This is a genomic window from Pseudoalteromonas sp. PB2-1 (assembly GCF_045040605.1).
Classification (GTDB): Bacteria; Pseudomonadota; Gammaproteobacteria; order Enterobacterales; family Alteromonadaceae; genus Pseudoalteromonas; species Pseudoalteromonas arabiensis.
Window position 1 is genome coordinate 2,032,057 of sequence record NZ_CP090667.1, and the last position, 26,185, is coordinate 2,058,241.

The 26,185-nt window shown below is 41.3% G+C and carries 21 protein-coding genes; 16 read left to right on the forward strand and 5 right to left on the reverse strand.

All coding sequences use genetic code 11. The features are described 5' to 3' along the window. Window positions 1-35: 35 nt before the first annotated feature. The 6 genes from L0Z67_RS09415 (at window position 36) to L0Z67_RS09440 (ending at window position 5,433) form a co-directional block, all read left to right on the forward strand. On the forward strand, window positions 36-509 hold the full coding sequence (locus L0Z67_RS09415) for a DUF4124 domain-containing protein (protein ID WP_193987395.1): 474 nt from the start codon (window positions 36-38) through the stop codon (window positions 507-509). A gap of 101 nt (window positions 510-610) precedes the next feature. Continuing rightward, a complete protein-coding gene (gene aceK, locus L0Z67_RS09420) occupies window positions 611-2,335 on the forward strand; it encodes a bifunctional isocitrate dehydrogenase kinase/phosphatase (protein WP_237114155.1) in 1,725 nt (574 codons plus the stop codon). Window positions 2,336-2,351: 16 nt separating this feature from the next. Then, window positions 2,352-3,290: a LysR family transcriptional regulator gene (locus L0Z67_RS09425; protein ID WP_062569248.1), complete on the forward strand. Its 939-nt coding sequence runs from the start codon at window positions 2,352-2,354 to the stop codon at window positions 3,288-3,290. Window positions 3,291-3,488: 198 nt separating this feature from the next. Beyond that, window positions 3,489-3,932, forward strand: a complete 444-nt coding sequence (locus L0Z67_RS09430; protein ID WP_062569411.1) for a PA2169 family four-helix-bundle protein — start codon at window positions 3,489-3,491, stop codon at window positions 3,930-3,932. A gap of 497 nt (window positions 3,933-4,429) precedes the next feature. After that, a complete protein-coding gene (locus L0Z67_RS09435) occupies window positions 4,430-4,810 on the forward strand; it encodes a hypothetical protein (protein WP_062569249.1) in 381 nt (126 codons plus the stop codon). A gap of 113 nt (window positions 4,811-4,923) precedes the next feature. Beyond that, window positions 4,924-5,433 carry a hypothetical protein gene (locus L0Z67_RS09440; protein WP_405127898.1) on the forward strand — a complete coding sequence of 170 codons (510 nt, stop codon included), beginning with the start codon at window positions 4,924-4,926 and terminating at the stop codon, window positions 5,431-5,433. Between the two features lie 183 nt (window positions 5,434-5,616). Here L0Z67_RS09440 and L0Z67_RS09445 read toward each other — a convergent pair whose 3' ends face one another. Further along, window positions 5,617-6,594: a catalase family peroxidase gene (locus tag L0Z67_RS09445; protein WP_237127818.1), complete on the reverse strand. Its 978-nt coding sequence runs from the start codon at window positions 6,592-6,594 to the stop codon at window positions 5,617-5,619. A gap of 289 nt (window positions 6,595-6,883) precedes the next feature. Between L0Z67_RS09445 and L0Z67_RS09450 the strand changes: the two genes are divergently transcribed. Continuing rightward, a complete protein-coding gene (locus L0Z67_RS09450) occupies window positions 6,884-7,282 on the forward strand; it encodes an ExbD/TolR family protein (protein WP_405127899.1) in 399 nt (132 codons plus the stop codon). Between the two features lie 60 nt (window positions 7,283-7,342). On the opposite strand, the gene L0Z67_RS09455 is transcribed toward L0Z67_RS09450, so the two are convergent. From L0Z67_RS09455 to L0Z67_RS09470, 4 genes are all read right to left on the reverse strand, one after another. Further along, window positions 7,343-10,192 (reverse strand): TonB-dependent receptor plug domain-containing protein, encoded by a 2,850-nt coding sequence (locus L0Z67_RS09455; RefSeq protein ID WP_405127900.1) that lies wholly within the window; start codon window positions 10,190-10,192, stop codon window positions 7,343-7,345. Window positions 10,193-10,361: 169 nt separating this feature from the next. Next, window positions 10,362-11,432 (reverse strand): FecR family protein, encoded by a 1,071-nt coding sequence (locus tag L0Z67_RS09460; RefSeq protein WP_237114161.1) that lies wholly within the window; start codon window positions 11,430-11,432, stop codon window positions 10,362-10,364. Beyond that, entirely contained in the window at window positions 11,429-11,989 is a 561-nt protein-coding gene (locus tag L0Z67_RS09465; RefSeq protein ID WP_062569255.1) for an RNA polymerase sigma factor, read from the reverse strand. Before L0Z67_RS09465 ends, L0Z67_RS09460 begins: the two co-directional genes overlap by 4 nt. An 82-nt stretch (window positions 11,990-12,071) precedes the next feature. Continuing rightward, window positions 12,072-12,947, reverse strand: a complete 876-nt coding sequence (locus L0Z67_RS09470; RefSeq protein ID WP_193987402.1) for a LysR family transcriptional regulator — start codon at window positions 12,945-12,947, stop codon at window positions 12,072-12,074. A 106-nt stretch (window positions 12,948-13,053) separates the two neighbouring features. On the opposite strand from L0Z67_RS09470, the gene L0Z67_RS09475 reads away from it, so the two are divergent. The 9 genes from L0Z67_RS09475 (at window position 13,054) to L0Z67_RS09515 (ending at window position 26,179) form a co-directional block, all read left to right on the forward strand. Beyond that, on the forward strand, window positions 13,054-13,707 hold the full coding sequence (locus L0Z67_RS09475) for a peroxiredoxin-like family protein (protein ID WP_193987403.1): 654 nt from the start codon (window positions 13,054-13,056) through the stop codon (window positions 13,705-13,707). 70 nt (window positions 13,708-13,777) lie between these two features. Continuing rightward, on the forward strand, window positions 13,778-14,470 hold the full coding sequence (locus L0Z67_RS09480) for a haloacid dehalogenase type II (protein ID WP_405127901.1): 693 nt from the start codon (window positions 13,778-13,780) through the stop codon (window positions 14,468-14,470). Between the two features lie 255 nt (window positions 14,471-14,725). Then, window positions 14,726-15,928 (forward strand): efflux RND transporter periplasmic adaptor subunit, encoded by a 1,203-nt coding sequence (locus L0Z67_RS09485; protein WP_405127902.1) that lies wholly within the window; start codon window positions 14,726-14,728, stop codon window positions 15,926-15,928. Window positions 15,929-15,942: 14 nt separating this feature from the next. Next, window positions 15,943-19,116, forward strand: coding sequence for an efflux RND transporter permease subunit (locus tag L0Z67_RS09490; protein WP_193987406.1), 3,174 nt, complete (start codon window positions 15,943-15,945; stop codon window positions 19,114-19,116). Window positions 19,117-19,220: 104 nt separating this feature from the next. Then, window positions 19,221-19,814, forward strand: a complete 594-nt coding sequence (locus L0Z67_RS09495; RefSeq protein WP_237114165.1) for a PilZ domain-containing protein — start codon at window positions 19,221-19,223, stop codon at window positions 19,812-19,814. 84 nt (window positions 19,815-19,898) lie between these two features. Further along, window positions 19,899-20,957 (forward strand): agmatine/peptidylarginine deiminase, encoded by a 1,059-nt coding sequence (locus L0Z67_RS09500; protein WP_193987408.1) that lies wholly within the window; start codon window positions 19,899-19,901, stop codon window positions 20,955-20,957. After that, complete coding sequence (locus L0Z67_RS09505) at window positions 20,950-21,843, forward strand: carbon-nitrogen hydrolase (RefSeq protein WP_405127903.1); 894 nt, start codon at window positions 20,950-20,952, stop codon at window positions 21,841-21,843. The genes L0Z67_RS09500 and L0Z67_RS09505 overlap by 8 nt, the downstream gene beginning before the upstream one ends. A gap of 29 nt (window positions 21,844-21,872) precedes the next feature. Then, window positions 21,873-25,346 (forward strand): transcription-repair coupling factor, encoded by a 3,474-nt coding sequence (gene mfd, locus L0Z67_RS09510; protein WP_062569261.1) that lies wholly within the window; start codon window positions 21,873-21,875, stop codon window positions 25,344-25,346. Further along, on the forward strand, window positions 25,346-26,179 hold the full coding sequence (locus L0Z67_RS09515) for a peptidoglycan binding protein CsiV (RefSeq protein WP_062569262.1): 834 nt from the start codon (window positions 25,346-25,348) through the stop codon (window positions 26,177-26,179). Before mfd ends, L0Z67_RS09515 begins: the two co-directional genes overlap by 1 nt. The last annotated feature ends 6 nt before the right edge of the window (window positions 26,180-26,185 follow it).

Consider the following 26,185-nt stretch of genomic DNA (forward strand, 5'->3'; position numbering starts at 1 on the left):
TACTCAACACTATTAATTTAGAGGACATGGATGTCATGAAAGCCGTAATCCTTTTTTTATTTAGTTTTCTGTTTTTTATCTACCCTACAAAACAGTTTGCAGCTCAATACTATAAGTGTACGACAGATAAAGGCACTATTTTTAGCCAACAACCTTGCGGTAGCCGCGCAACTAAACACACCATCAATGTAACTGACCCTAATATTGAAGCACCGAAAGACTTTGTTAAGCAGTTAAACGAATTAGAGCGCCAGCAAATTGTTCGTAACCTTGAGGCTGAAATACGCAGTAATAAACACAAGCTTGCCATTTTAGACCGTGAGCGTGATCGCGCCCAATTTCAGCAAGAGCAACGCCTTAACAGAATATTATCTGATCAAGACAAAAAGCGAATCGAAAAAGACATCAAGCAACAGCTAAAATCAATTAATAAGCAATACAAACAAGATGTTGACGTGTTAACTAAAAAACTCGCTGGATTAGAAAAAAAGTTAAAGCGATATAATTAGTTATGTTTAACTATTGGGTTTCATGATTAAATAACATATTCTTAACACGCTAGAGTTAAAGCTCTAATATAAGTGTATTGAGTTTTTAAGAAGGGGTTTATATGCAACCACAACATATTGCAGAGCTAATTTTATCTGGCTTTCGCAATCACTATAAACTTTTTCAAGCAATAACAGCTAAAGCCCCCTATGCCTTTGCTCAGCAAAATTGGCAAAAGATTAATGAAATTAGCAAACTCAGGATCAGCCATTACGATGATCGGGTAAACGAAACAATTACAAAACTAAAATCGTTAAACGAGCAGCAAATCATCGAGCTTGATCAAACATGCTGGTTAGAAACCAAGCAAATCTATCAACATTTTTTAAGTTTCCACCCACAAGCAGAGCTTGCCGAAACATTTTATAACTCCGTTTTTTGTCGACTATTTCATCGTCGCTACTTTAACAATGATTTTATTTTCGTCGAAGCAACACTCGCTGATGCACCTGCGCTTCCTGTTGAGGCTGAGTATAGAAGCTATTTTCCTGTTGTTGATGGCTTAAGACCGACTATTCGCAAAATCATCACCCAATTTGATTTTAAAGCGCCATTTGTGGATTTAGAACGCGACATCCGCCTATTGGTAAAGGCCTTTTATAAACAAGCACCCGATACACATCATCAAGCGTGGCAAATGCGTTTTGATATCCTGCAAGCACCTTTTTACCGTAATAAAGCTGCCTACATTGTTGGTCGTGTGGTGTCACAAAGTGGTGTGCAGCCTTTCATTATTGCTGTTTTACACCATGAAGACAAAGGCTTGTATCTAGATGCGCTACTGACCAAGTCATCACAAATGCGAGTTATTTTTGGCTTCGCACGTGCTTATTTCATGGTTGAAACCCATGCGCCATCGGCACTCGTTCGCTTTCTAAACCAACTTATGCCAAATAAGACCTTAGCGGAGCTATACAATGCTATTGGCTTTCACAAACAAGGCAAGACAGAATTCTATCGTGAATTTTTAAGTCACTTAAACCATTCTAAAGACAACCTCGTTATAGCCCCAGGTACACCGGGGATGGTGATGATGGTATTCACCCTCCCCTCGTTTGGTTACGTATTCAAAGTGATTAAAGACACCTTTGGCGAAAGCAAACCGTTTGGCCGTGATACCGTATTGAAACGCTACCAACTCGTTAAAAGCCATGACCGCGTTGGTCGAATGGCAGATACAATAGAGTATTCGAACGTCGTATTTCCTCTTGCTCGCTTTGATAGTAAATTACTTGAAGAGTTACATAAAACAATTGGCTCTTCGATGATTATTGAGGGCGAGTGGCTGATTATCAAACATTTATATATTGAAAGGCGAATGACGCCCCTTAATATGTACCTTGAGAATGCCACTGAGCAACAAGCGTTTGAAGCCATTGAAGAGTACGGCCAAGCTCTAAAAGAAATGATTGCCGTCAACATTTTTCCAGGTGACATGCTCTTAAAAAACTTTGGGGTGAGTAAACACAATCGCGTTATTTTTTACGATTACGATGAAGTTCAGTATTTAACTGATATGAACTTTAGAGCATTGCCAAAAGCAAAATCATATGATGATTATCTAACGAATGAGCAAAGCTACTCAGTTGCGCCACAAGATGTTTTCCCTGAACAATTATGCACCTTTGTCACGGCAAACCCTGTATATAAGCAATACTTGCTGAGTACTCATCCAGAGCTTGAAGACCCAGAGTTTTGGCAACAAGCGCAAAAGAATATAAAACAAGGCAAGGTGAGTCATATTTACCCGTACCCTGCCGGACAACGGTTTATCCATTATTGGTAAACACTAAGGACATGCAATGAATATAAGTAAAATAGATTTAAACTTACTTGTTTACCTCGATACGCTGCTTAGGGAGTGTAATGTAACAAAAGCAGCCAACCAGCTGAGTATAACTCAGCCAGCAATGAGTAACGGCCTCAAGCGTCTTCGCAATTTATTTAACGATCCTATCTTAGTTCGCACCAGTGAAGGTATGGTTCCAACTGAACGTGCTAAAGAACTGCAACCTGTGATCCGCGGCATTTTAATGACGTTAGAAGAAACGCTTGCCCCTAACCGCGAATTTGAAGCATCGCAAAGTAAGCGAGTCTTTCGTATCATGGCCAGTGACTACGCTGCAAGCACCCTCGCACCACGCTTACTGAGTAAATTACACGAAGAAGCACCGGATACAACATTAGATATCTTAACACCAAGCGATGTGACCTTTCATGATGTTGAAAACGGTAAAGTTGATATGGCTATAAATCGCTTTGAAAACTTACCACAATCATTTCATTATAAGCAGATTTGGAAAGATAGCTTTTGTTGCTTAGTAAAAGCCGATAATCCTATTATTGAAGACTTTAGCCTTGATAGCTATTTAAAAGCCCGCCATATCTGGGTAAGTAAAACAGGATTTGGTGTTGGCGTGGGTATGGATCCTAAAGATGTACAAAAGCTTGGCTGGGTAGATGAAGCACTTGCTCATTTTGGTAAGCACCGGAATATTGCAACCTTCACACGTAATTATCATGTAGCCATTCACTTAGCAAAAGAACAAAACCTGGTTGCAACTCTGCCTTCAAAAGCTGCCAATATATACCTAGATGACCCTGGTTTAACGATTCTTGAGCCACCCTTCCCAATTCCTCCATTTGAGCTCGATATGATCTGGAGCCCTTTATTACACCGTGATGCCAGTCACATATGGTTACGTCAAAAAGTGGCTGAAGTCGCAGATGAGCTTAAGTAACATTTTACCTATTAATTTGTAATTATTGCTGATGTTTGCTTTAACGAGGACACATCAGCCCCTTTCTTATCTCTTTATAATTTTACAAACCATTGAAAGTAAAAGCCTTATAAATAATTAACGACTATGGAACGTGTCTTGCTCTAATTTATATGCATTGTTTTTAAGTTATTAAATTTAAATTTTAAAGAGGTCATTATGCAAACACATCAAGGACATGACGTTCATCATATTGCAGATATCATTCAAGTTATGAACAGTGGTATCGATTTTTATGAAAAAGCACAGGAAAAGGTTGAAGATCCAGCCATAATTGCACTATTTCAACGCATGATAGATGCTCGTAAAGTAAGCATAGAGCGCTTACAACCTTACGCCATCAATGAAACAGGTGAACGCGAAAATGGCTCTGCATTTGCTGTAGAAGCACGTAAAGCCTATACCGCGTTAATTACTAAACTTGGCGCTGATAAAGATAAAACCTACGTTGATGAGCTTGAAGAAGTTGAAGACAAAACACTTGCTGAAATTAAGCACGCACTCGACAAGCCTCAGCCACACGACTGTGAAGCAGCGTTATCAAAAACACTGCTAACTATTCAAAGCTGTCACGCTGAAATGAGTAAGCTTAAAAAACACTAACTTGCTAACTAATCAAAGCCCAGTTCAGCTGGGCTTTTATCTATTTAGATGGAGTGGTTCGTATTTTATCTGAAAATTTAACCATTAGATTTGGGTATCATTTGAAAGACAACTAAGAACTAATTCACCATCTCTAGTTCACTATTTCCCGAAGTTCAACTAAGTCCAAATAACGGACCATTTAGCATGACTCGTTTATGCCCCTAAACGAGTTAATGTAAATGCTCTAAAGGGCTGTTTTGAAAAATAACCAGATATTGAGTTTGGCTTAAAATAATAGTTAATTGATTTCCATCCTGTGTAGTATGCGCACATATTCAAGAAAATGAGCGACGAGCGCATTTTTTCTGAATATCTTTAGTACCAATAAAAAATTAGAATTGGCAATGCATTACGTTATTTGTTACTAATAGATTTATTAATACATGAGCGTGACATTGGCAGAAAGATGCGCGACGCACGCACTATAAAATTGTTAGTTGCTTAGGGAGTACGAGTTGAATTTTGATGATTTAAAATCGTTCATCAAAACTGAAAATGATCAAGAGTTAAAGGTCATTTCGGATTCTTGGATAGTTAATAAGGGCATCAATTCCGAATTGAAGCCTTGGTTATCTAAAGAACAATTTAATCAAATTTTCTCAGATACGCATGAATATCAAAGTAATGATACAGTGTTTGTATTTGAGTCCTTTGAACGTATATATAAAGGTTCAGGTTTAACTAAAAGACTAAATGAAAGTATCGCTTTGAGCTGGGCTAACTTTGATGCCTTTCAAACTACTACTGATATTCTTTATTTCTATATGGTTCCAAAAAGTTTAAATTGGGTTTTATACGCAAACAGAGATTTTTGGCAATTTGCGAAAGGTAACTAATAAGCCATTGTAGTGCGGGACTTTTTAACCGTTAGCTTTCCTCACTGCGTTCGTTATTTTAGCCAACAATTAAAAGCCCCTGAATGGGGCGTTAGACGACAAGGGAAACACTGATGATTGATGAACCAGATTGGTCATTACATGCAATAAGTTCTGCGATATCTTCAAGGTTTCTAGAGCTTTACGCTTCGATAATGGTGCAGCAAAGTGTCATTGAATATGAACTACAAATATGTGTTGGGCAGCTTTTAAAACTTGACAATGAACGTCTTCAGATTCTCACCGCTGAATTATCTTATCGTCAGTTAGTTGCTCTTGTTTCTTCTTCCATGCTTAAATTTAGTGATCGAGATAGCGAAACATTTCGTGAGTTCAAATTCGCACTAGGCAAAATCGACGATTTCGAAAAAATAAGAAATGATTTGGCACATTCCATTTGGATGCATTCCCCAAATGGAATAAATCAACCTGGTGCCCAGAGGAAAAAAATTACAGCAAAAAGAAAATCCGGCGTTAGAGTAATAGAAGAAGTATATTCAGAAGAACAGTTAGAGACTGCGTGTAAACGAGGTAATTTTTACATTAAGGAGCTTCGTAAGCGGGTCAATGCTGTAGTCGTCTAACAATCACATTAAGTTGCTCGCTGGGACTCTGACACATTTCTGTCCAAAAACGAGTTTATCCGACAGCCTGCTTCTCGCTCATATACGCCTTTCAGGTTTGATTAATTCCTTTTAATCAAACCTGACAGGTAGAATTAAAATGTATTTTCTTTAATATGTTAACTCCAAGCGATTTAGTTTTATTTATTGCCCCGTTAAACGCTTAGCAAATGAAATAGCGTAGGCTGTTGAGCGTAACTTAAGTACTTTGTCATCACTTGGCATAAAGCCTTCAGACAATAGGTTTGGGTCATAATTAGTGAGGTCACAACCTGATTCGCCCGTAGATTCTATCGTAAGCTTTCCTAAATTAATTGTTGTGCGTTCAGCGGGCCAACGAACTGAGGGATCCGTTAATACATCACCTGGCTCGGCTAACTCTGCTTGAAAACGATAATGAACCTTCCCTTTCGCTAAATCCTTTTCAAGCCGCTTAGCCAGAAATGACTTGGGTAATGTTTTCATTTGCTCCTCTGTTAGCACTTGTTCTGGCTCTTCTGGCACCATAGTCCATCTAAAGGCATGCTTAGCGCCCTTTTCATCAACCATGTAAAAGGTATGCACACCAAAATAACGCGAAGATACATACGATTCAGGCGGATTATGGCTTTGTAGCCAATTAAATTGCCCTAAGGTACTCGGGTGTTGTTGCCTGTATGCTTTCACTTTTGCAAAATCGATTTGACCCGTTTTTTCGTCAGGTAATAAAGTGCTTAGCAAACCAAAAAATGCTTCAGGGCTGTTACCTGCAAAAACAGGCGTGGTAAGCCCTGCAATATTGTGCACATCGCCATTTTCTAAAACAAACTGCACCCCCATACCACGTGGTGAACGTGATGTTTCATCAGCGTGAGGGTTTCCACCGCCCATAGAAAAACGGATATTGGCTTGAGACGGCGCATTAAATAAAGGGCTGATTGAATACTGTTTTGCTGCTTGATTAGGTGTAAATGTGCCGACAGCGCACACACCTTTGGCGTGACCTTTTCTGATACCTGGCTGCTTACCCGAGAGCTTCTCAAATAAATTTATGAAATCTTGCCCATTTACTGATTGCTCAGCAAAACTTGCTGCGGGTAAAACAAGACATACAGCACAAACCAAAGACTTAATTTTTAGCATTTATCCATCCTTTTAACTTAGTTACATCGAGATGACCTAACAAAGCTTATTATGATTTCATTAAAGTGAATAAAAAAAACTCCACCAACAAAAACGCTACAAACATTTAATAAACTTAGAATAATTATTTAACTACCGTATTTTTAAAAGCTGCTAACTTTAAATTTAGGATCCGAAAACTGCTGTGGCGCCCAGCAATTTAAAAATAATCCGTGTTCATAACACGACTGTGGCTAGTGCACTTAATCATAAATTTTGTGTCTTGGCCAAAAACAACAAGGACCTAATTATGGTGAAACAACATAAAAAAACCACTGCAAACGCTGATGTAGATATGACCCCCATGCTCGATATTGTGTTTATCTTGCTTATATTTTTTATCGTAACAACCTCGTTTGTTAAAGAGCGCGCTATTGAAATTAATCGCCCTTTGGCAAAACCAACTCTTGATAACCCGAAAAAACAAGCGCAATTCACTATCACTGAGAATGATAGTATTTACTTTGCAAACCGGCTTATAACACCAGAGCAGATAATAGCTAACCTCGCGTTATTTACCGCACAATTTGAAATGACAAATGTGCAAGTAACAGCAAGTGAGCAAAGTAGTCACAAAACTTTGGTCACCTTGCTTGATAAAATAAAACAATATCAAGATGTTCCAATCTCTATAGGCACGTCTTTATAACTAAAAAAGGGCCTAACGGCCCTTTGCAAGTTTATAATAATAAAGGAATTTAAAGAGAGTTTAGAACTTGTACTCTGCACCTACGTAGTAGTATGCACCGTTAAAACCAAATGGTGCTGAGCGACGAGAGTAAGTGAATACACCAGGGCTTGACACTATTGTGTTGCCGTTTGCATCAACTATCGTACCCGAGCGCGAATTACCAATGGTGTTCTTATCTGGATAAACATCAAATAGGTTATTAGCACCAATGTTAAACGATAAGTTTTCATCAAAGAAGTAACTCACTTTCACATCCGTTAAGATTTCAGCACCGTATGTTTGACGTCCACCGTCTTCCACAGTGTACTCACCATAGCGATTCAGTGATAAGTTTACTGTCCAGTCTTCAAGTCGGTAAAGTGCACTTAAGTTAATGCGATCTTCTGGCTGCCACTCTTCGATGATTGACGTTTCTTGAGCAGAAAACACGTCTTCAACAGGAATCGTTTCAAGACCACTGCCTGATGGCGTAAATAAATCAACCACATCTGTTTTGGTGAAGTTAGCAGCAAAAGTGAAATCGAGCGTGCCGCCAAGGCCTTCAGTGTTCCATGTGGCAACTAAATCAACACCTTCTGTTTCTGTGTCCGCACCATTTAAGAAAAACTGACCAGCCCCTGCGCCAGAGCTGACAAGTGCAGCATCAAGTGTATCTGATAAACCTTTGCCTAAACGGTTAGAAATAACGATACGGTCATCAATATCAATCGAATAGTAGTCAATGGTTACGTTGATATTGTCAGTCACGTTATACACAATACCTAAACTACGGTTTTGCGATTTTTCTTCTTTTAACTTAGGAATACCAATAGATTGCGCGAGTGTACTGTCGTTTCTAAAAGTACCCACTTGTTCAGCCACTAAGCTGCCATCATCGCCAACAACAAACTGTGTACTTATGTTATTAAAGTAAAGCTGTTGCATAGACGGTGCTCTAAAACCTGTACTCAATGCACCGCGTAAAGAGACGTCTTCAGTAATCGACCAATTAGCCGCTAGCTTAAAGTTAACAGTGTCGCCAAAGCCTTTGTAGTTATCGTAACGAAGCGCGCCTGAGATAATAACATCATCGATCACGTAAGTTTCAGCATCCGCATAAAATGAGATCACATCACGTGATTCATCCACAGATGACGCAGGATCAGAACCACCAAAGCCTTGTGTACCACTGGCTGCATCTTCACTACCTACACCGCCGCTGAGGCCTGAATAAATGCTTACACCATCAACGGTGTCGTAATCACGATAAGCATATTCACTGCCCTCTAAGATGCGGAATTCATCTGTGCGGATTTCAGCACCCAATGCTAATGAAAAATTATCGTAATCTTTTGTGTAATCGAGATTAAGTGTTTGTAGAGATAATTCTAGGCCATATGCAAACGCTGAACGCGGGATGGTGGCACGAATTTCATCTGCTGATAAACCTTGCTCATAACGAAGTAAGTTTGCGTACGAACCATTAATTGTGTCACTTGTGGTGTAATCAATGCTGTTTTCACCATAGGTGTAAGATAAGTCAATGCTTGAGCCATTATCGAACGACTTTTTAAAACCTACGTTATAAGACACGTCATCAATAACAGTATTAATTTTCGGCAAGAAACCCATCGGGATTGTTGCATCACCGTCTTGCAATACAGGGTTACCAGTCGCATTGGCGTTGTGGCGGAAAAATGCCGCTGATTCATTTTCACGGTTTGAATAAGTGATAAAACCATACAGCTCACCACCAGCAAGTTCATAACCAGTATTAACGGTTAGCGCAAATTGCTGAGAATCAGCATCACCAATTCTAAATGTGTCACGCGGTGCTGTGAGTTCGCGTGGGTCACCAGCAAGTAAAGTGCCGTCATCAAGCTCCGTACAACCATAAAATTGACATGAGCCATGAAGGCCAGCACGGTTCGTTGGGGCGCGATCACGGTAGTTAATTGTGGTATTTAAATAACCATCATCACCCAAGGCAAAACCTTTGTTAAAATCAATATTAACAGTTTCGCCATCACCCTCTGAGTATTCGCCATAATTAATGGCTGCTTTACCGCCTTCTTCAGCATCTTTTAACACGATATTGATAACACCGGCAATCGCATCTGAACCATATTGTGCAGCCGCACCATCACGTAAAACTTCAATGCGCTTAATTGATGCCGCAGGAATAGCATTCATGTCAGTACCCGCCGTACCACGACCTACTGACGTATTAATGTGGATGATACTCGCTTGGTGACGACGCTTACCATTGATAAGCACTAAAGTTTGGTCGGGCCCTAAACCACGTAGTGTTGCCGGACGCAGCGCATCAGTACCATCACTGATAGACGAGCTGGAAAAGTTAAAAGAAGGGGCGATAGCTTGAAGCATACGGCCCACTTCTGTTTGTCCTGTATTTTCAAGTGCCTCCGCACTTAAAATATCAACGGGTACCGGTAAATCCTCAACTGAGCGCCCTGCTACACGACTACCAACAACAGCGATTTTCTCGATATTTTCTTCTGCAGCTTGTTCTGCTGCAAATGCCTGATTATTGCTTGCAAGTAGTAACGGCACGACTGCAGCACTGACCCCTGAAAGGTTTTTCATGTTGTTATCTTTCCTATTGATTTGTTTGAGTTTTATACTCAGTAAACCAGTTTGATCAACAACCGCATCGAGCTTTGTACCTTGAAGCATGGTCTCAAGTGCATCTAGCTTGGTATAAAAACCAAACACCGACTGTGCTTGATATTGCTTAGCAAGCTCAAAAGAGAAAATAACCGTTTGGTCTGTTTGCTTAGCGAATTCAATCAAGGCTAAATCTGCTCGTTGCGCTTTAATATCAAATTGCAGCATTTGCTTTTCAGCAGCAATGGCTGGCTGCCCCATACATAAGCCGTAGACAGCCATCGACGCTGGAAATAAATGCAATTGTTTACTGCGCAACTTAATCAAACAGTTCAGAAAGAAAAATCCACTATGTAAATTTAACTTTTTTTATTTAATTTTTTGTGATTAACATTAACAACGTGAAAATCATTTTTTTTCATGAGGGAAATTAGCTTTTACTTTCAAAACTTAAACTAACACGATGCTCGCCTAAGCGTTGATGTTTAACCGCTAAATTAGCGTGCAACGACTCAAGTAATCCTTTTATATCGCCAGCCTTGAAAACGCCCGCAACTTTTAAAGAAGTTAAATCAGGATCAGTCAATTCAAAACGGGTAGCTGTGTAGCGACTAACCTCTTGTAGCGCTTCACCTAAAGGCTCACCATTAAAAATAATCATACCATGCTGCCATGCTAAATCTCGTTGTACATCATCCATCGACAGTTGTTTAACAGGCTCGGTTTTACTGTGTTTTATAAGCGCTTTTTCACCCGAGACAACCACGTTCGCATGGAGTTTTTTTATCGACAGACTCTCGTTTGAAGCATCTTTTAAATGCTCAAAGTCATTTGCATCAACAAGCGTGTGTGGCTCAGCTATCATTACTTTGCCCTCTGTGACTACCAACTCAAGATCTGATGAGGTATTGCGTTGAACATTAAACACGGTGCCAAGGGCTGTAAAAGACTTATCCCCGGCAATGACTGTAAAAGGTCTGCTCGCATCCTTGGCAACATTGAAACGCCCCTCGCCTCGATTCAATATAAGTTGACGACGGTCGCCCGTGTACACCACTTCTAACTTTGTATTGGTGTTAAGCTGAACAATCGTGCTGTCTGGCAAGACATAGGTTGCCTGCTCACCGACTTTGGTTCGATAAATCTTTGTAAATTTCGCATGGTCGTCTTCAGCTGATTGCCAATAACTTGAGTAAATCAGTAAAACACAACCCAGTAACATCACAACTAGAAAACTTGCCGCGGTTGCCAAGCCAAAAACCACAGGTTGTTTATGTTGAGTTTTTTCAGGAAAAAGGCTACTTAGCTCATTGAGCACACTCATTTCATCCCAAAGTTGAGCGAGTTCAAATAACGCATCTTGATGGGCACTGCTTTGTTTTGCCCATTGCTGTAACTCATGCACCTCTTTATCAGATAAGCCTCTGTCAATTGCGCTTACCCAACGACTCGCCTGAGCTTGAATCATATCTTTCGACGAAAAAGGATGAACATTACTCATTTATTCACCTCTTTGGCGGTTACATCAGTGGTATTTAATTGATTTAGTTGCTGAGTGTCATGTGCTTTCATAGCATGCAATGCATGCAAGAGCCCTTTGGCGATGTGCTTTTCAACTGTACTTTCGCTCAACTTCATTTTAATTGCGATTTCCTTTTGGCTTAGACCATAGACCTTTTTTAAAATAAAACACTTTTTAACTTGAGGGCTCAATTCGTTAGTCACGCGACAAAAAAATAAAAACCGCTCTTTTGAGGTGACTTCATCTTCAAGTGCCATTGAGCGCATCTGATTGGTGACTTGTTGATGCTCATCAAGGGACTCTTTGTATTTATTATCCCATTTCGCAACGTGATTTAATGCTAAGTGCTTAGCAGTTTTAAGCATATAACTGTGGGTATATTCAATATTTTGCTTAAGATCAGCCTCGTAACTTTTAATAAACGTTTCTTGAATTATATCTTCAACGTCATCAGGGCTGACAATACGTGCAACAAATCGTCTGAGTTTGCTTGATATATCAGTAAATGCGGTAATAATTCCTGTCTGTTCCGTCATCCGTAACTCGCACTTGTTATTTTAGAACTAAGGGTACGAGATTTCATTTTAATTACAAGACAATTTGTTAATTTTCTGTTCTCTAAGTAAATAAACTTTTCATGAAATTATAAAATATCTCTGTTTTTCGAGTGACTAAACTGTTTTGAGGTTTTAAAAACCAGACTGGCGCATCTGCATCAGCTAAGCAATTGGGTAATATTTCAATTAACTCTCCTTTGCTGAGTTCATCCTGAATAGCAATGTGTGATTTGATGGTGATACCATGCCCTGCAATCGCTGCTTGAGTCATGTTATCTGAGTTTGAAATAGTAAATCGAGTACGCGCATTGTGATGAGTGACTTGATTATTCTCGATGAGCTTAAGTTGGCGTTGCCACGGTAAACACACCCAGTAATGATCAACCAAATCAGCCACTGACTTTGGCATACCATATTTTTCAATGTAGCTTGGTGCAGCACATAGAATACGCGAGTTAACAGCAAGTTTTCGAGATAATAAATTAGAGTCAACTAACTGTCCTACCCTAATCGCCACATCTTGTGCGTCATCCACTACATTCACAAAATGATCTGTAATCATAAAATCCAGTTTTAAATCAGGGTATTGTTGCTCAAACTGATTAAGCTCAGGCATAACAAATTTAGAAAAGACCCATGGCGGCATGGTGACACGTAATAACCCTGATATTGCCGACCCTCTTGCACCTATTTGATGCTCAGCATCATACAACGCTTCCAAAATTGCGCTTGCGCGTTGGTAAAAGACGTCTCCTGCTGGTGATAACCTAATCCGTCGGCTATCCCGAAAAATAAGCACGGTTGAAAGTGCCTTTTCAAGCTTACTTAAACGGTGGCTCACTGTTGCTGGCGATAAACCTTGTGCTTTTGCAGCCGCCACGACCCCTTGGTTCTCAACAATCGCTATAAATGTTTCTAAATCGGATAGGCTATACATATTTTCAGTTCAACATTTTCGAATTTAGCTTTCACTTTTGCCTAGTATATATAAAAAAATAAAACACTATACTGCATTTTTTACCCTAATGGTCTGGAGCCACACTATGTCTTTAAAAAGCCAAATTGACGCATTCGAAGTACAGAAAAAAGCAAATGTCCCAAGCGATATCTTAAACTTAATGGACATTACCACCGACAAACTGATCGCTGAGCAGTTAAATCAACATGCATTACCAGTAGGCGCAGTATTTCCTGACTTTAGCTTGCCAAATAGTCATGGTGAAACCGTGACACTCTCGCAGTTATTAGACAAAGGACCTCTGGTGCTTAGCTTTTACCGTGGCGGTTGGTGCCCATACTGTAACTTAGAATTACGTGCGCTAAATGCACTTAAGGACGAGTTTGCTAAACACCATGTTCAACTAGTAGCAGTTTCACCACAGTTACCTGATCACTCGTTATCCACTGAACAACAGAATGAATTAGCCTTTACGGTCTTATCAGATGTTGAAAATACACTAGCAAAAGCATGTGGATTAGTGTTCACATTAGATGAACGCTTAATTCCAGTCTATCAAGAGCTGGGCTTGGATATTCCTAGTGCAAATGGGGATAACAGTTACGAGCTTCCTCTTCCTGCAACCTACGTTATTGATAAAGACCGTACTGTTCAATATGTATTTGCTAAAGAAGACTATACGCTACGTGCAGAGCCAAGTGAGGTATTAAATGCGGCAAAAGGGTTGCAGGATGCGTAATGTCAGTCTATCAACTAAATTATTAGGTGCTTGTATATTAATATTTAGCACCTTAATTGGGAGTGAAGCTATGGCAAATAGTCAACACCTTGAAACCCCAAAAGTAATTGTATTTGATGTTAACGAAACCTTGCTTGACCTTGAACAAATGAGGGACTCTGTCGGGGAAGCACTTAACGGACAAACACAACTATTGCCTCTTTGGTTTTCGACCATGTTACATCACTCATTAGTTAGCACCGTGACGAATGACTACCATGATTTTGGTGAAATTGGTGTCGCAGCATTGATGATGGTGGCAAGTAACCATCAAATTAATATTACTAAAGAGCAGGCAAAACAAGCGATTGTACCACCGCTTTTATCTCTTCCAGCACACCCAGATGTAAAGCACGGACTTGCTCAACTTAATGATAAAGGCTTTAAGTTAGTAAGCTTTACTAATTCATCAAATAAAGGGGTAGCAGCGCAATTTAAACACGCTGATTTGACGAAATTTTTTAGTGACCGATACAGTGTTGAAGATATCAAGGTATATAAGCCCGATCTTCGCTCATATCAGTGGCTACTTAAACAACTTAATGTAGCACCCCATGAGGCACTGATGGTAGCCGCTCACGGTTGGGATGTTGCCGGTGCAAAGGCCGCAGGTATGCAAACAGCCTTTGTTGCAAGACCCGGTAAAGCGCTGTATCCACTAGCGACAAAACCTGACTACATTGTTAATGATATAAAAGAGCTCGCTTTACTACTTAATCGTTAATTAAACCCTTAGAAGACTACAAACGGTAGTCTTCATACTTTTTATTGTTCACTTCGCACAAAACTCAGTAATTTTTATGTACAGAGCATTCATTATTTAGTCTAAAAAACAAACCAAAAAGTAAACTAAATGGTGTACCTTTAAAAGTTTTAGGTATACACTGATTGCGCTTAATCCTAGCATGGTTCGCCTTTTCATGACTTGTGGGCTATCGACTATGCTTACTATACTTAACAATTGGACTGTGGAGTAAACATGCGTCTGTCTTTCGCACCTGCCAAATTATCATTATCTTTACTATTTTTGATCGCTGCACCACTTGTATTGCAAGGCTGTTCCGAGGCCCCTAAACCACAAGAGCAAATGCATCCTGCTGCTGTTGCTACAATGACCATAAAAACAGAAGATGCACCATTCACGATTGAATTACCAGCAACCCTATCTGGCTCTAAAGAAGTTGAAGTTCGAGCGCGTGTAGCGGGTATTCTAGAATCACGTAATTTTGAAGAAGGTCAGCGTGTCGAACAAGGTCAATCACTATTTACTATTGATCTTGAACCATACCAGCTAGCTGTTGATCGTGCCCAGGCGGCTCTTGATGGTGCCAAGGCATCGCTGGTACAAACTGAACGAGACGTTAAACGTTTAGGAAAACTTCGTGCAGAGAAGTCAGTTTCACAACGCGATTATGATAACGCGAGCTCAGCTAATGATATTGCCAAAACAAACCTCGCAGCGGCCAAGGTTGCGCTAAAAGAAGCACAATTAAATCTTGAATATGCCCAAGTAAAAGCCCCTGTTGCGGGTGTAATGGGACGTGAATTTGTTTCTGAAGGTACGTTTGTTTCAGGCCCTGACGTTTTACTCACGCAAATGACCCAGTTTGACCCTATACGTATTCGGTTTGGTTTGTCAGAGCGCGAACAACTACAAATGCGTCAAGATGTTAAAAATGGCTCACTAACGTTACCAGAGCAAGGCCACTGGAGAACGCAAATAAAACTTCAAGATGGTTCTTTGTACGCTAAAACTGGCGAAGTGAACTTCTCTGATGTGCGTATCAATCCGAACACCGGCACCAGCGAGTTTCAAGCTGTGATCCCAAATCCTGATTTTCAGTTACGACCTGGCCAATTTGTCCGAATTGAGCTAACTGGCGCGGTACGCAAAAATGCCATCATCGTACCACAGCGCGCCGTACTCGATAACGGCACAGGCAAGTTTGTTTATGTTGTGAGTAAAAATGAACAAGGTATGGATGTAGCACTACCTGCGCCTGTTGAAGTGGGTGAATGGATAAAAAAACCAAACAATGAACAATTCCAAAACTTTTGGTTAATTCGCAGTGGTTTAAAAGAAGGCAACCAAGTGATTGTTGATGGCATGGCGCGTATTTTCTTCCCAGGTATGCCAGTCAATGTTGGCAAACCAGCCGCTAACTCAAGCCACGCAGAATAAGCACAGGGAGTCTTATGTTTTCTCGTTATTTTATAGACAGACCGATTTTCGCGTTTGTTATATCGATTGTTATTGTGCTTGCGGGCCTTGCTGCGATGCGCAGTTTACCTATTGCTCAGTACCCTGAAATAGCGCCTCCTGTAGTGCAAGTGACAGCTTCCTATCCAGGTGCATCTGCCGAGGTACTCGAACAAACAGTGGCAGCGCCGATCGAAAATGCAATAACTGGTGTTGAGGGCATGATGTATATGTCGTCTACTTCAACTAGCTCGGGTTCGACCACAATCGAAGTAACATTTGAAATTGGCACTGATGTCGATCAGGCCGCAGTCAATGTTAATAACCGTGTTAAGCAGGTCGAAGCACGCTTACCAGAAGAAACACGCCGCCAAGGTGTGGTGGTACAAAAAGGCTCTTCTAGCTTTTTACAGGTGCACGCTTTTTATTCACCTGATGGTTCTCGCTCAAGTTTGTGGACATCAAACTATGTCACTATGAATGTGCTGGATCGTATTAAACGTATTCCAGGCACTACGAGTGTGCAAATATTTGGTGCCAAAGATTACGCCATGCGTATTTGGTTACGTCCAGATGTTATGAGCCAGCTCGGTGTCACTGTTGAAGAAATCTCAGCCGCCATTCGTGTGCAAAACTCACAATATGCTGCCGGTAAAATTGGTGCGACACCAACGTCTAAATCTCCTCAAGAACTGGTTTACAGTGTGACCGCACAAGGCCGTTTGTCAGAGCCTGAGCAATTTGAAAATATTATTATTCGCTCAAATCTTGATGGCAGTAGCTTAAGATTAAAAGACGTAGCACGCATTGAGCTGGGTTCAAAAGACTATAACTTTAAAGGCACAATAAACGGTAAAGAAGCGGTACTATTAGGTATCTTCTTACAACCAGGCGCCAATGCCCTAGATGTTGCTGAAGAAGTAAACAGTGTTATTGAAGAAATGAAAAGTCAGTTCCCTATCGGACTTGCTCATTTAACCTCATATGACACAACCCGCTTTGTTGAAGTATCGATTCGTGAAGTAGTAAAAACACTGCTTGAAGCCATGGTATTGGTATTCTTAGTAGTGTATTTATTCTTACAAAACTGGCGCGCAACACTTATTCCAACTCTCGCAGTCCCCGTATCACTACTGGGCACGTTTGCGGGTATGTACATGCTGGGTTACTCAATTAACTCGTTAACCTTATTCGGCATGGTGCTGTCAATCGGTATCGTTGTTGATGATGCTATCGTTGTACTTGAAAACGTTGAGCGTATCATGCACGAAGAAGGACTAGGTGCACGAGACGCCGCAGTTAAGGCCATGGGTGAAGTTAGCGGCCCTGTTGTGGCGATTGTTCTAGTACTGTGTTCAGTGTTTGTGCCTATCGCATTTTTAGGTGGCTTAACTGGTGAATTATTCCGCCAGTTCGCTATTACCATTTCGATTGCTGTAAGTTTATCGGGTGTGGTCGCCTTAACAATGACACCTGCTCTTTGTGTGCTTATTTTGAAGCAAGAGCATAAGCAAACAGCCCGCTTCTTCTTATGGTTTAATGCTACTTTTACAAAAATCACAGGGCGATATGTAGGTGCCGTTGGCTTTATGATTCGACGCGGTTTACTCGGTTTAATTCTTATGACTGGGATGATTGTTGCAACTATAGGCCTTTGGCAAAATACGCCTGGTTCATTAGTGCCTGATGAAGACCAAGGTTATTACATCTCTGCGATTTTCTTACCTGACGGTTCATCACTTGAGCGCACCGAACAAGTAACGCAACAAGTTGTAAAAGCCGTGCAGTCAAACCCTGCTAACGAGAACGTGGTGGCGTTTACCGGTTTTGACTTTATTGGTGGTGGCTACAAAAATAGTGCTGCGACCTTATTCGTGACCCAAAAGCATTGGGATGAACGCGAAGTTGATACCAAAGCATTGGTGCAAGAGCTCTTCATGAAAACAGCAGGTATTAAGGAGGCGCTGGTGCTTGCCTTTAATCCTCCGGCTATTTTTGGTTTAGGTAATACCGGTGGTTTTGAGTTTTACATTCAAAACAAAGGTGATAGTGACCCTGATAAGCTACAGCAAGCCATGCAGTTAATGACAGCCGAAGCGCAAAAGAGCCCTATCATCAGTGGTCTGCAAACACTCTGGCGACCAGATGCCCCACAATTAAAAGTGGATATTGATCGTGAACAAGCGCGTGCCATGGGTGTTGAGATAGATGCTGCATTTAATGCCCTTGCGGGTAACTTAGGGACTTATTACGTTAACGACTTCAATAAATTTGGTAGAGCATGGCAAGTGCTAATGTCTGCTGAACCCGAATTTAGAATGAAGCCTGATGACATTGGCCGTATCTATGTTAAAAACAACCAAGGTACTATGGTACCGCTTTCAGCATTCACCACCATTGAGTATAGCCGTGGCCCAGAAAATCTTAACCGCTACAACAACTTACCAGCTGTTAAACTGATGGGTAATGCAGCGCCAGGTTACAGCTCAGGCCAAGCCATTGCTGAAGTTGAACGAATTGCACAAGCCGTGTTACCCCCTAATATGACCTACGAATGGACAGGCTCTGCATTCCAAGAAAAACGCAGTTCTGGTACCACAGGAATTGCCTTAGGCCTTGCTGTGATCATGGTATTTTTGATTTTAGCAGCGCTATATGAACGTTGGTCATTACCATTTTCAGTTATGCTTGCCCTGCCATTTGGTACCTTTGGTGCGCTTATAGCGGTTTGGGTTGTTGGCATGACAAACGATGTGTACTTCCAAATTGGTCTGGTAACACTACTTGGTCTTGCCAGTAAAAACGCGATTCTTATCGTTGAATACGCCTTGATGAAACATCAACAAGGCTGGAGCGCAAGTACTGCTGCACTTGAGGCTGCTCGTTTACGTTTTAGACCAATCATTATGACTTCGCTTGCTTTCATTTTAGGCGTAGTGCCTTTAGTACTGAGCACTGGTGCAGGCGCGGGGGCACGTCACAGTGTTGGTACGGGTGTTATGGGCGGAATGATGGCCGCCACATTCCTTGCGGTATTCTTTGTGCCTTTATTCTTTTATTGGTTAACGGCGCGTAAGTTAACTGAAAAACGCTCAAGACATGAACTTGCTGATGAGATAGCAGAACATCATCAACAAGAACATGTCAAAACCCAAGAGGGTAATCTGTAAAAAATGAAGGGCAAACAATGAGTTTGCCCTTTTTTTGATTATTGGATTACTAGCAATTTACAGCTTCCAACGCTAGTATTAAGGAAAGATGTGTGGAGTACAGCATGAATAATCAAAAATTAGCCGAATTTGAACAGTTTTTTCAAATCAACGAGAGCAACCGTGTCAATTTATATGCGGTTGAATCAAGTGCTGTGCCAAAAACCAATGCTGAACTCGAAGCGGATATCCCTGCTCTATTTAAACTTGCCAACGAAGTAAACGAACTTGAACAAACAAGCTTACGACCACTGCGTAATCTAGGTGATGTTGCACAGGAATTGGCAGCGTTTTTACAGGCGCAGTCTCGTAAAATCGATTTAATCATGAGTCATATCTTAGCTTCAGAGCAGCCTGACGATAACGCAAACTATTGCGATAGTTATGGCGGCGGTGGCGTAAAATTGACCTCAACTGATGTATATGAATTAGGGCAAACATTTCGCACTAAGTTATTCTTACAACACGAAGCATCGGCTATTTATTGCTATACCGAATTAGTGGCCATTGAAAAATGCGATGATGATAAATATCAATATACCTTATTGTTTACTGCCATTCGTGATGCTGACCAAGATTTAGTCGTAAGGGCTGCCTTACACGCACAAACACGTCAACTAAAAAAACGTCAGCAAGAAAACAATCAGCAAGACAATTAAAAATCGCGCTTAATCGCGCACAAAAAGCTGACATCTATGGCTAAAATGCTAAACTAGCCCCACCTTAGTTTGTTTATTACCTTCATGAAATTTAGACTTTTACCTGAATGGGCTGAGCAAGATGCCGTAATGCTCACTTGGCCTCATCAAGACACGGATTGGGCAGCAAATTTAACAGCTGTTGAGCCTGTGTATGTAGCGCTTTGCCAAGCAATTAGCCAACAACAAGATGTTGTTATCGTGGCCCATGATAATGCCCTAAAAACACATATTGCAGCTTTACTTGCAAATACAGAGGTTGATGCTAATCGCATTCACTTTGTGGTGACACCGTGTAACGATACCTGGGCACGTGACCATGGCCCATTGACCTGCGCGAATATTGATGACGCAACGCAATTAAAAGTGATGGATTTTATTTTTAATGGCTGGGGCAATAAATTTGCAAGTGATCTCGATAACCAAATTAATCAAGTGCTTGTAAAGCAAATCGCTAATCCTAAAAATGCTTATCAGCAAAGTGAGCTGGTTCTTGAAGGCGGCGGCGTTGAAATTAATGAACACGGCGTGCTACTCACAACCAGCGAATGTTTATTAAACCCAAATCGTAACCCAGAACTTACAAAAGCGGATATAGAAAAGACGCTGATTGAGCAACTGGGTGCTACGTCTTTCCTTTGGGTTGATCACGGCTATCTTGCAGGTGATGATACCGACAGCCATATTGATACGCTGGTACGTTTTGCACCAAACAACACCCTTGTTTATGTTCAGTGCGACGATAAAAATGATGAGCACTTTGCTGCCCTTGATGCAATGGAAAAACAACTGCAATCATTTAAAACAGCAGAAGGTGAAAACTACACGCTGATTGCCTTACCTTGGCCAAAAGCAGTGTTCAATGAAGATGGTGACAGACTCCCTGCCACATATGCTAATTATTTAATTATCAATAAAACCGTTTTAGTGCCAATTTATGGTGACGAAAACGACCAACTGGCGCTTGGTCAGGTTGCCAAAGCATACCCAGATCACACTGTGGTGGGTATTAATTGTGTGCCAATTATTCACCAATTTGGCAGCTTACACTGTATTACAATGCAATTACCGCGCGGCTTTTTAGCAGGAACAAACAATGACTAAACCAACGCATTTAAAGGTTGCTCTTGTTCAGCAATCAAACACCGATAATGCTCAAGACAATATGGCAAAATCAATTGCTGGTATTCGTGATGCAGCAAGCCAAGGCGCTAAGCTTATTGTTCTACAAGAGCTACACCGCAGTTTATATTTTTGCCAAACCGAAGATGTAGATGTTTTTGATTTAGCAGAAACCATTCCGGGCCCAAGCACAGACATCTTAGGTGCACTTGCCAAAGAACTCAATGTGGTGATCGTGTCATCATTATTCGAAAAGCGTGCTACAGGTCTTTATCACAATACTGCTGTGGTACTTGAAACTGACGGCAGCATTGCCGGTAAATACCGTAAAATGCATATTCCTGATGACCCAGGTTTTTACGAGAAGTTTTACTTCACACCGGGTGATTTAGGTTTCGAGCCTATTCAAACCTCTGTTGGTAAACTAGGCGTATTAGTGTGTTGGGATCAGTGGTTCCCAGAGGCTGCACGCTTAATGGCCATGGCCGGTGCTGAAATTTTAATTTACCCTACAGCCATTGGTTGGGACCCGCGTGATGAAAAAGACGAGCAAACACGTCAAAAAGACGCCTGGGTTATTTCACAACGCGCTCATGCAGTTGCCAATGGCGTACCGTTGATCAGCTGTAACCGTGTTGGCCACGAAAGTGATCCAAGCACTCAAAGTGAAGGTATTCAGTTCTGGGGTAACTCGTTTATTGCGGGTCCTCAAGGTGAAATTTTAGCTGAAGCGAACAACAGCGATGAGCAATTACTCGTTGTTGAATTAGACCAAGCACGTAGTGAAAACATACGTCGAATTTGGCCATACCTTCGTGATCGTCGTATCGATCACTATCAGGACTTAACCAAGATTTATCGAGACTAAGCAGTAAAAACAGTTTAAAGGAGTAGTAAATGGCGTTTGCGCAATGGGCAGCATTGCCTTGGGTAAAATCTGAAAAAGATAAAATTCAATGGGGGCAACTTACCGGTAGCGGTCTTAGCATCGCCATCGCAGAAGGTGTAAAACAACACAACGAGCTGGTTGTGATTGTCACCCCTGATACGCCAAGTGCCCTACGCCTTGAAACTGAACTCGAATTTCTGTTGCCTGAAAACCCAGTCATGGTCTTCCCTGACTGGGAAACACTGCCTTATGATCATTTTTCGCCGCATCAAGATATTATTTCGGCGCGCTTAGCCACGTTAAATACCTTAAAAAAAGAACAACAAAGTGTATTAATCGTGCCAGTGTCAACCTTAATGCTGCGTACCGCCCCTGCTTCGTTTATTTATGGTTCAACCCTTAACTTTAAAGTGGGCGATACCCTAGATACTCATACACTGCGTGAAAACTTAGAACAAGCGGGCTATTTACATGTACAACAAGTGATGGAGCATGGTGAATACGCGATTCGCGGCTCTATCGTTGACCTATACCCTATGGGTAGCCCGCACCCATTTCGTTTAGACTTTTTTGATGATGAGCTAGACAGCATTCGTTTATTTGATGTTGAAAGCCAACGTTCAGATGAAAAGGTCGACAAAATTGAGTTACTGCCAGCTCACGAATTCCCAACCAACGATGCTGACATTGAGCGTTTTCGTATTAATTATCGTGAACATTTTGGCGCAAGCTCTGAGCAAGACTCAATTTATATGCAGGTTACCAAAGGAACCTGGCCTGCGGGTATCGAATATTACATGCCACTGTTTTTTGATGGACTGGCAACTATTTTCGATTACTTACCAAGCAATACGACGTTTATGCATTTTGGCGATATAGAACATGCAGCTGATCAATTTTGGCATGATGTGAATGTACGCTATGAAAACCGCCGTGTTGATCCGCTCAGGCCTTTACTTGAACCTGTAAAGCTCTATCAAAGCGTTAATGAACTATTTGGTGAATTTGCTAAATACGCACGTATTCGTTTATCGCAAGCAAAGTTAGGCACCAAAGCAGGGCATACAAACCTTGCCAGTAAAGAGCTGCCGAATGTGCGTATTGATCATAAGTTACATGAACCGTATCAAGGTTTAATTGACTATGTTGCCAGCGAGAAAAAACAAAAAGGCCGCGTGCTGCTCTCAGTTGAATCGGATGGCCGCCGCGAATCATTACTCACCTTATTAAAACCAAGTGGTTTAAAGCTTAAAGAATTTGAATCGTTTAGCGATTTTACCAATAGTACCAGTGATGTTGGCCTTATCGTTTCACCACTTGAGCAAAGTGTGGTGTTAGACGGTAAACCGCGTTTAACCATCATCACAGAGCAAGAGTTATTAGGCATCAAGGTTTCGCAGCGACGACGCCGTAAACACAAATACGAAGCCAGCCAAGATGCGCTTATTCGTAACCTTGCTGAATTACGTGAAGGCCAACCAATTGTTCACCTTGACCATGGTGTCGGCCGCTATCAAGGCCTTGAAACTATCGATGCTGCGGGTGTGATCACCGAGTTTGTTACGATCATCTACGCCAACGAGGCAAAACTATACGTGCCCGTTTCTGCGTTACATATGCTGAGCCGCTATTCAGGTGGCGAAGAAGCCTCTGCCCCGCTCCATAAATTAGGCTCCGATGCGTGGGAAAAAGCCAAGAAACGTGCCGCCGAGAAAGTCCGTGATGTGGCTGCTGAGCTATTAGATATTTACGCTAAACGACAAGCAAAGCCTGGCAATAAATTTAAGCTTGATGGCAGTGCATATCGTCAGTTTAGCGATAGCTTCCCATTTGAAGAAACTGACGATCAACGCAACGCCATAGAGTCTGTGCTGGGTGATATGCAAAGTAAACAAGCAATGGACCGTTTAGTGTGTGGTGACGTTGGCTTTGGTAAAACAGAAGTGGCAATGCGCGCAGCCTTTGTTGCAGTAAATGATAATAAGCAAGTCGCTGTACTTGTCCCGACCACACTGCTTGCTCAACAACACTATGAAAACTTTAAAGACCGTTTTGCCGATTTACCCATTGAGGTGGGTGTTTTATCACGTTTTAACTCAACCAAAGAGCAGAAAGATACCCTAGATAGAATGGCCGAAGGTAAATTAGATATCGTAATTGGTACGCACAAGCTTATTCAACAAGATATTCAATTTAAAGACTTGGGATTATTGATTGTTGATGAAGAACATCGCTTTGGTGTGCGCCAAAAAGAAAAAATTAAAGCATTACGTGCCGATGTCGATATTTTAACGCTCACTGCAACCCCTATCCCACGTACATTAAACATGGCAATGAGTGGCATGCGTGACTTATCCATTATTGCCACACCGCCTGCGAAACGTTTAGCCGTTAAAACCTTTGTTAGACAAAGAGATGCTGAACTTATCCGCGAAGCAATTCTGCGTGAGATTAAACGTGGTGGTCAGGTGTATTTCTTACATAATAATGTTGAAACGATCGACCGAGTTGCGGAAGAAATCACTGAATGGGTACCTGAAGCCAGCGTAACAACGGCACATGGTCAAATGCGAGAGCGCGAGCTTGAGCAAATTATGAGTGATTTTTATCACCAAAAATATAACGTGATTGTGTGTACCACCATTATCGAAACCGGTATCGATGTACCCACTGCCAACACTATTATTATGGATAGAGCAGACAAGCTCGGTCTAGCACAGCTTCACCAATTGCGTGGTCGTGTTGGCCGTAGCCACCACCAAGCGTATGCCTACCTACTGACTGGCAACCCCAAATCGTTAACTAAAGATGCCGTTAAGCGCCTAGAAGCAATTGAATCACTGGAAGATCTAGGTGCAGGTTTTGCGCTCGCAACGCATGATTTAGAAATTCGTGGTGCTGGTGAACTGCTCGGTGATGATCAATCAGGTCAAATGCAAACCATTGGTTTTAGTTTGTATATGGAGATGCTTGAACAGGCGGTCAACTCGCTCAAAGAAGGCAAAGAGCCAACCCTTGAAAACTTGCTCGGCCAGCAAACTGAGGTTGACTTAAAGCTACCAGCGTTATTACCCGATGATTATATTCATGATGTAAATGCACGTTTAGGTATCTATAAACGCATTGCAAGCTGTGCTAACCTCAATGATATGGACGAGTTACAAGTCGAGCTGATTGACCGTTTTGGTCTGCTGCCTGACGCGACGAAAAACTTATTCAGTCTGCAGCAATTAAAACTACAAGCAAGTCATATTGGTATTAAGAAGATTGAAGCAAACCCGAAAGGCGGCTATTTTGAGTTTAGCCAGCATACAAAGGTTAACCCTAGCTTCATTATAGGTTTGATACAAAGTGCACCGCAGGTGTATAAAATGGATGGCGCAAACAAACTGCGCTTTGCTATTAGCGAGGCAAATCCTCGTGAACGCTTAAAAATGGTCACTGCAATGATTGCAGATTTCGAAAAAAAGGTTAGCCATTAATGTTGTTTAGAAATAGTTTTATTTTGCTTTGCTGCTTATTTACGAGCTCAGCCTTTGCAACTCGCTGGTTCGAAATTGAAGTTCTTATTTATAAACAGCGCCCTGCCCCTTACTTACAAGAAGATTTCAGTTTAAAACACGATGAAATCAATGCAAAGAACAAACTGGACTTGCTCACGCCAGCCCTTGAAGAACAAGCAAGGCAAGCCTGTATAGAAGGTGACACTCGTTTTAAATCAAACTCTTTTACAGACAGTCTAGTCAGCAACTCACCGCACTCTAATGTGTGTGATGATAGTGTGGACTTTTTATCTAGCTATACGCAATTACCTGTTACACCTTCAGTTAAGTCTCGTGAAGATACTGATGAAATATATCTTATCGCTTCATCAGATTTACAATTCACTGAACAAAAAAACCAGCTGGATAGAAAAGGCTTAACCCCTATTTTGCATACCGGTTGGCGTTTCCCTGAAATGAGCCAATCAAGAGCGCCCAGTATACGCCTATTTGCTGGGGAGCATTTACAATCTGAACAATCAACGACTACAAATATTGATACCGATTTTATAAGCTTGGTCTCGCCTACACAGCAATATATACCTGACACAATACAAAGTGCTCCCAAGTGGGAGTTAGATGGCTTAATGAAAATATATGTACGCCATTACCTTTTCATTAATGCCGACTTTGATATTAGCAAACGTTTAGAGACTGGTGACTACGAGAAAGCTCGCTTTTCACAATTTAAACGTGTGATTAGTAATGAAATACACTATTTCGACCATCCTAGAATGGGGATGATTGTACAAATACGACGCTACAACCATTAATGGAAA

Bases quoted from the DNA above. Each gene is read 5' to 3' on its own strand.
- L0Z67_RS09485 (WP_405127902.1), top strand. From the start codon at position 14,726: ATGCGTCTGTCTTTCGCACCTGCCAAATTATCATTATCTTTACTATTT.
- L0Z67_RS09465 (WP_062569255.1), bottom strand. From the start codon at position 11,989: ATGACGGAACAGACAGGAATTATTACCGCATTTACTGATATATCAAGC.
- L0Z67_RS09475 (WP_193987403.1), top strand. From the start codon at position 13,054: ATGTCTTTAAAAAGCCAAATTGACGCATTCGAAGTACAGAAAAAAGCA.
- L0Z67_RS09495 (WP_237114165.1), top strand. From the start codon at position 19,221: ATGAATAATCAAAAATTAGCCGAATTTGAACAGTTTTTTCAAATCAAC.
- L0Z67_RS09415 (WP_193987395.1), top strand. From the start codon at position 36: ATGAAAGCCGTAATCCTTTTTTTATTTAGTTTTCTGTTTTTTATCTAC.
- L0Z67_RS09490 (WP_193987406.1), top strand. From the start codon at position 15,943: ATGTTTTCTCGTTATTTTATAGACAGACCGATTTTCGCGTTTGTTATA.
- L0Z67_RS09480 (WP_405127901.1), top strand. From the start codon at position 13,778: ATGGCAAATAGTCAACACCTTGAAACCCCAAAAGTAATTGTATTTGAT.
- mfd (WP_062569261.1), top strand. From the start codon at position 21,873: ATGGCGTTTGCGCAATGGGCAGCATTGCCTTGGGTAAAATCTGAAAAA.
- L0Z67_RS09515 (WP_062569262.1), top strand. From the start codon at position 25,346: ATGTTGTTTAGAAATAGTTTTATTTTGCTTTGCTGCTTATTTACGAGC.
- L0Z67_RS09470 (WP_193987402.1), bottom strand. From the start codon at position 12,947: ATGTATAGCCTATCCGATTTAGAAACATTTATAGCGATTGTTGAGAAC.
- L0Z67_RS09500 (WP_193987408.1), top strand. From the start codon at position 19,899: ATGAAATTTAGACTTTTACCTGAATGGGCTGAGCAAGATGCCGTAATG.
- L0Z67_RS09505 (WP_405127903.1), top strand. From the start codon at position 20,950: ATGACTAAACCAACGCATTTAAAGGTTGCTCTTGTTCAGCAATCAAAC.
- L0Z67_RS09440 (WP_405127898.1), top strand. From the start codon at position 4,924: ATGATTGATGAACCAGATTGGTCATTACATGCAATAAGTTCTGCGATA.
- L0Z67_RS09425 (WP_062569248.1), top strand. From the start codon at position 2,352: ATGAATATAAGTAAAATAGATTTAAACTTACTTGTTTACCTCGATACG.
- L0Z67_RS09445 (WP_237127818.1), bottom strand. From the start codon at position 6,594: ATGCTAAAAATTAAGTCTTTGGTTTGTGCTGTATGTCTTGTTTTACCC.
- L0Z67_RS09460 (WP_237114161.1), bottom strand. From the start codon at position 11,432: ATGAGTAATGTTCATCCTTTTTCGTCGAAAGATATGATTCAAGCTCAG.
- aceK (WP_237114155.1), top strand. From the start codon at position 611: ATGCAACCACAACATATTGCAGAGCTAATTTTATCTGGCTTTCGCAAT.
- L0Z67_RS09455 (WP_405127900.1), bottom strand. From the start codon at position 10,192: ATGGGGCAGCCAGCCATTGCTGCTGAAAAGCAAATGCTGCAATTTGAT.
- L0Z67_RS09430 (WP_062569411.1), top strand. From the start codon at position 3,489: ATGCAAACACATCAAGGACATGACGTTCATCATATTGCAGATATCATT.
- L0Z67_RS09450 (WP_405127899.1), top strand. From the start codon at position 6,884: ATGGTGAAACAACATAAAAAAACCACTGCAAACGCTGATGTAGATATG.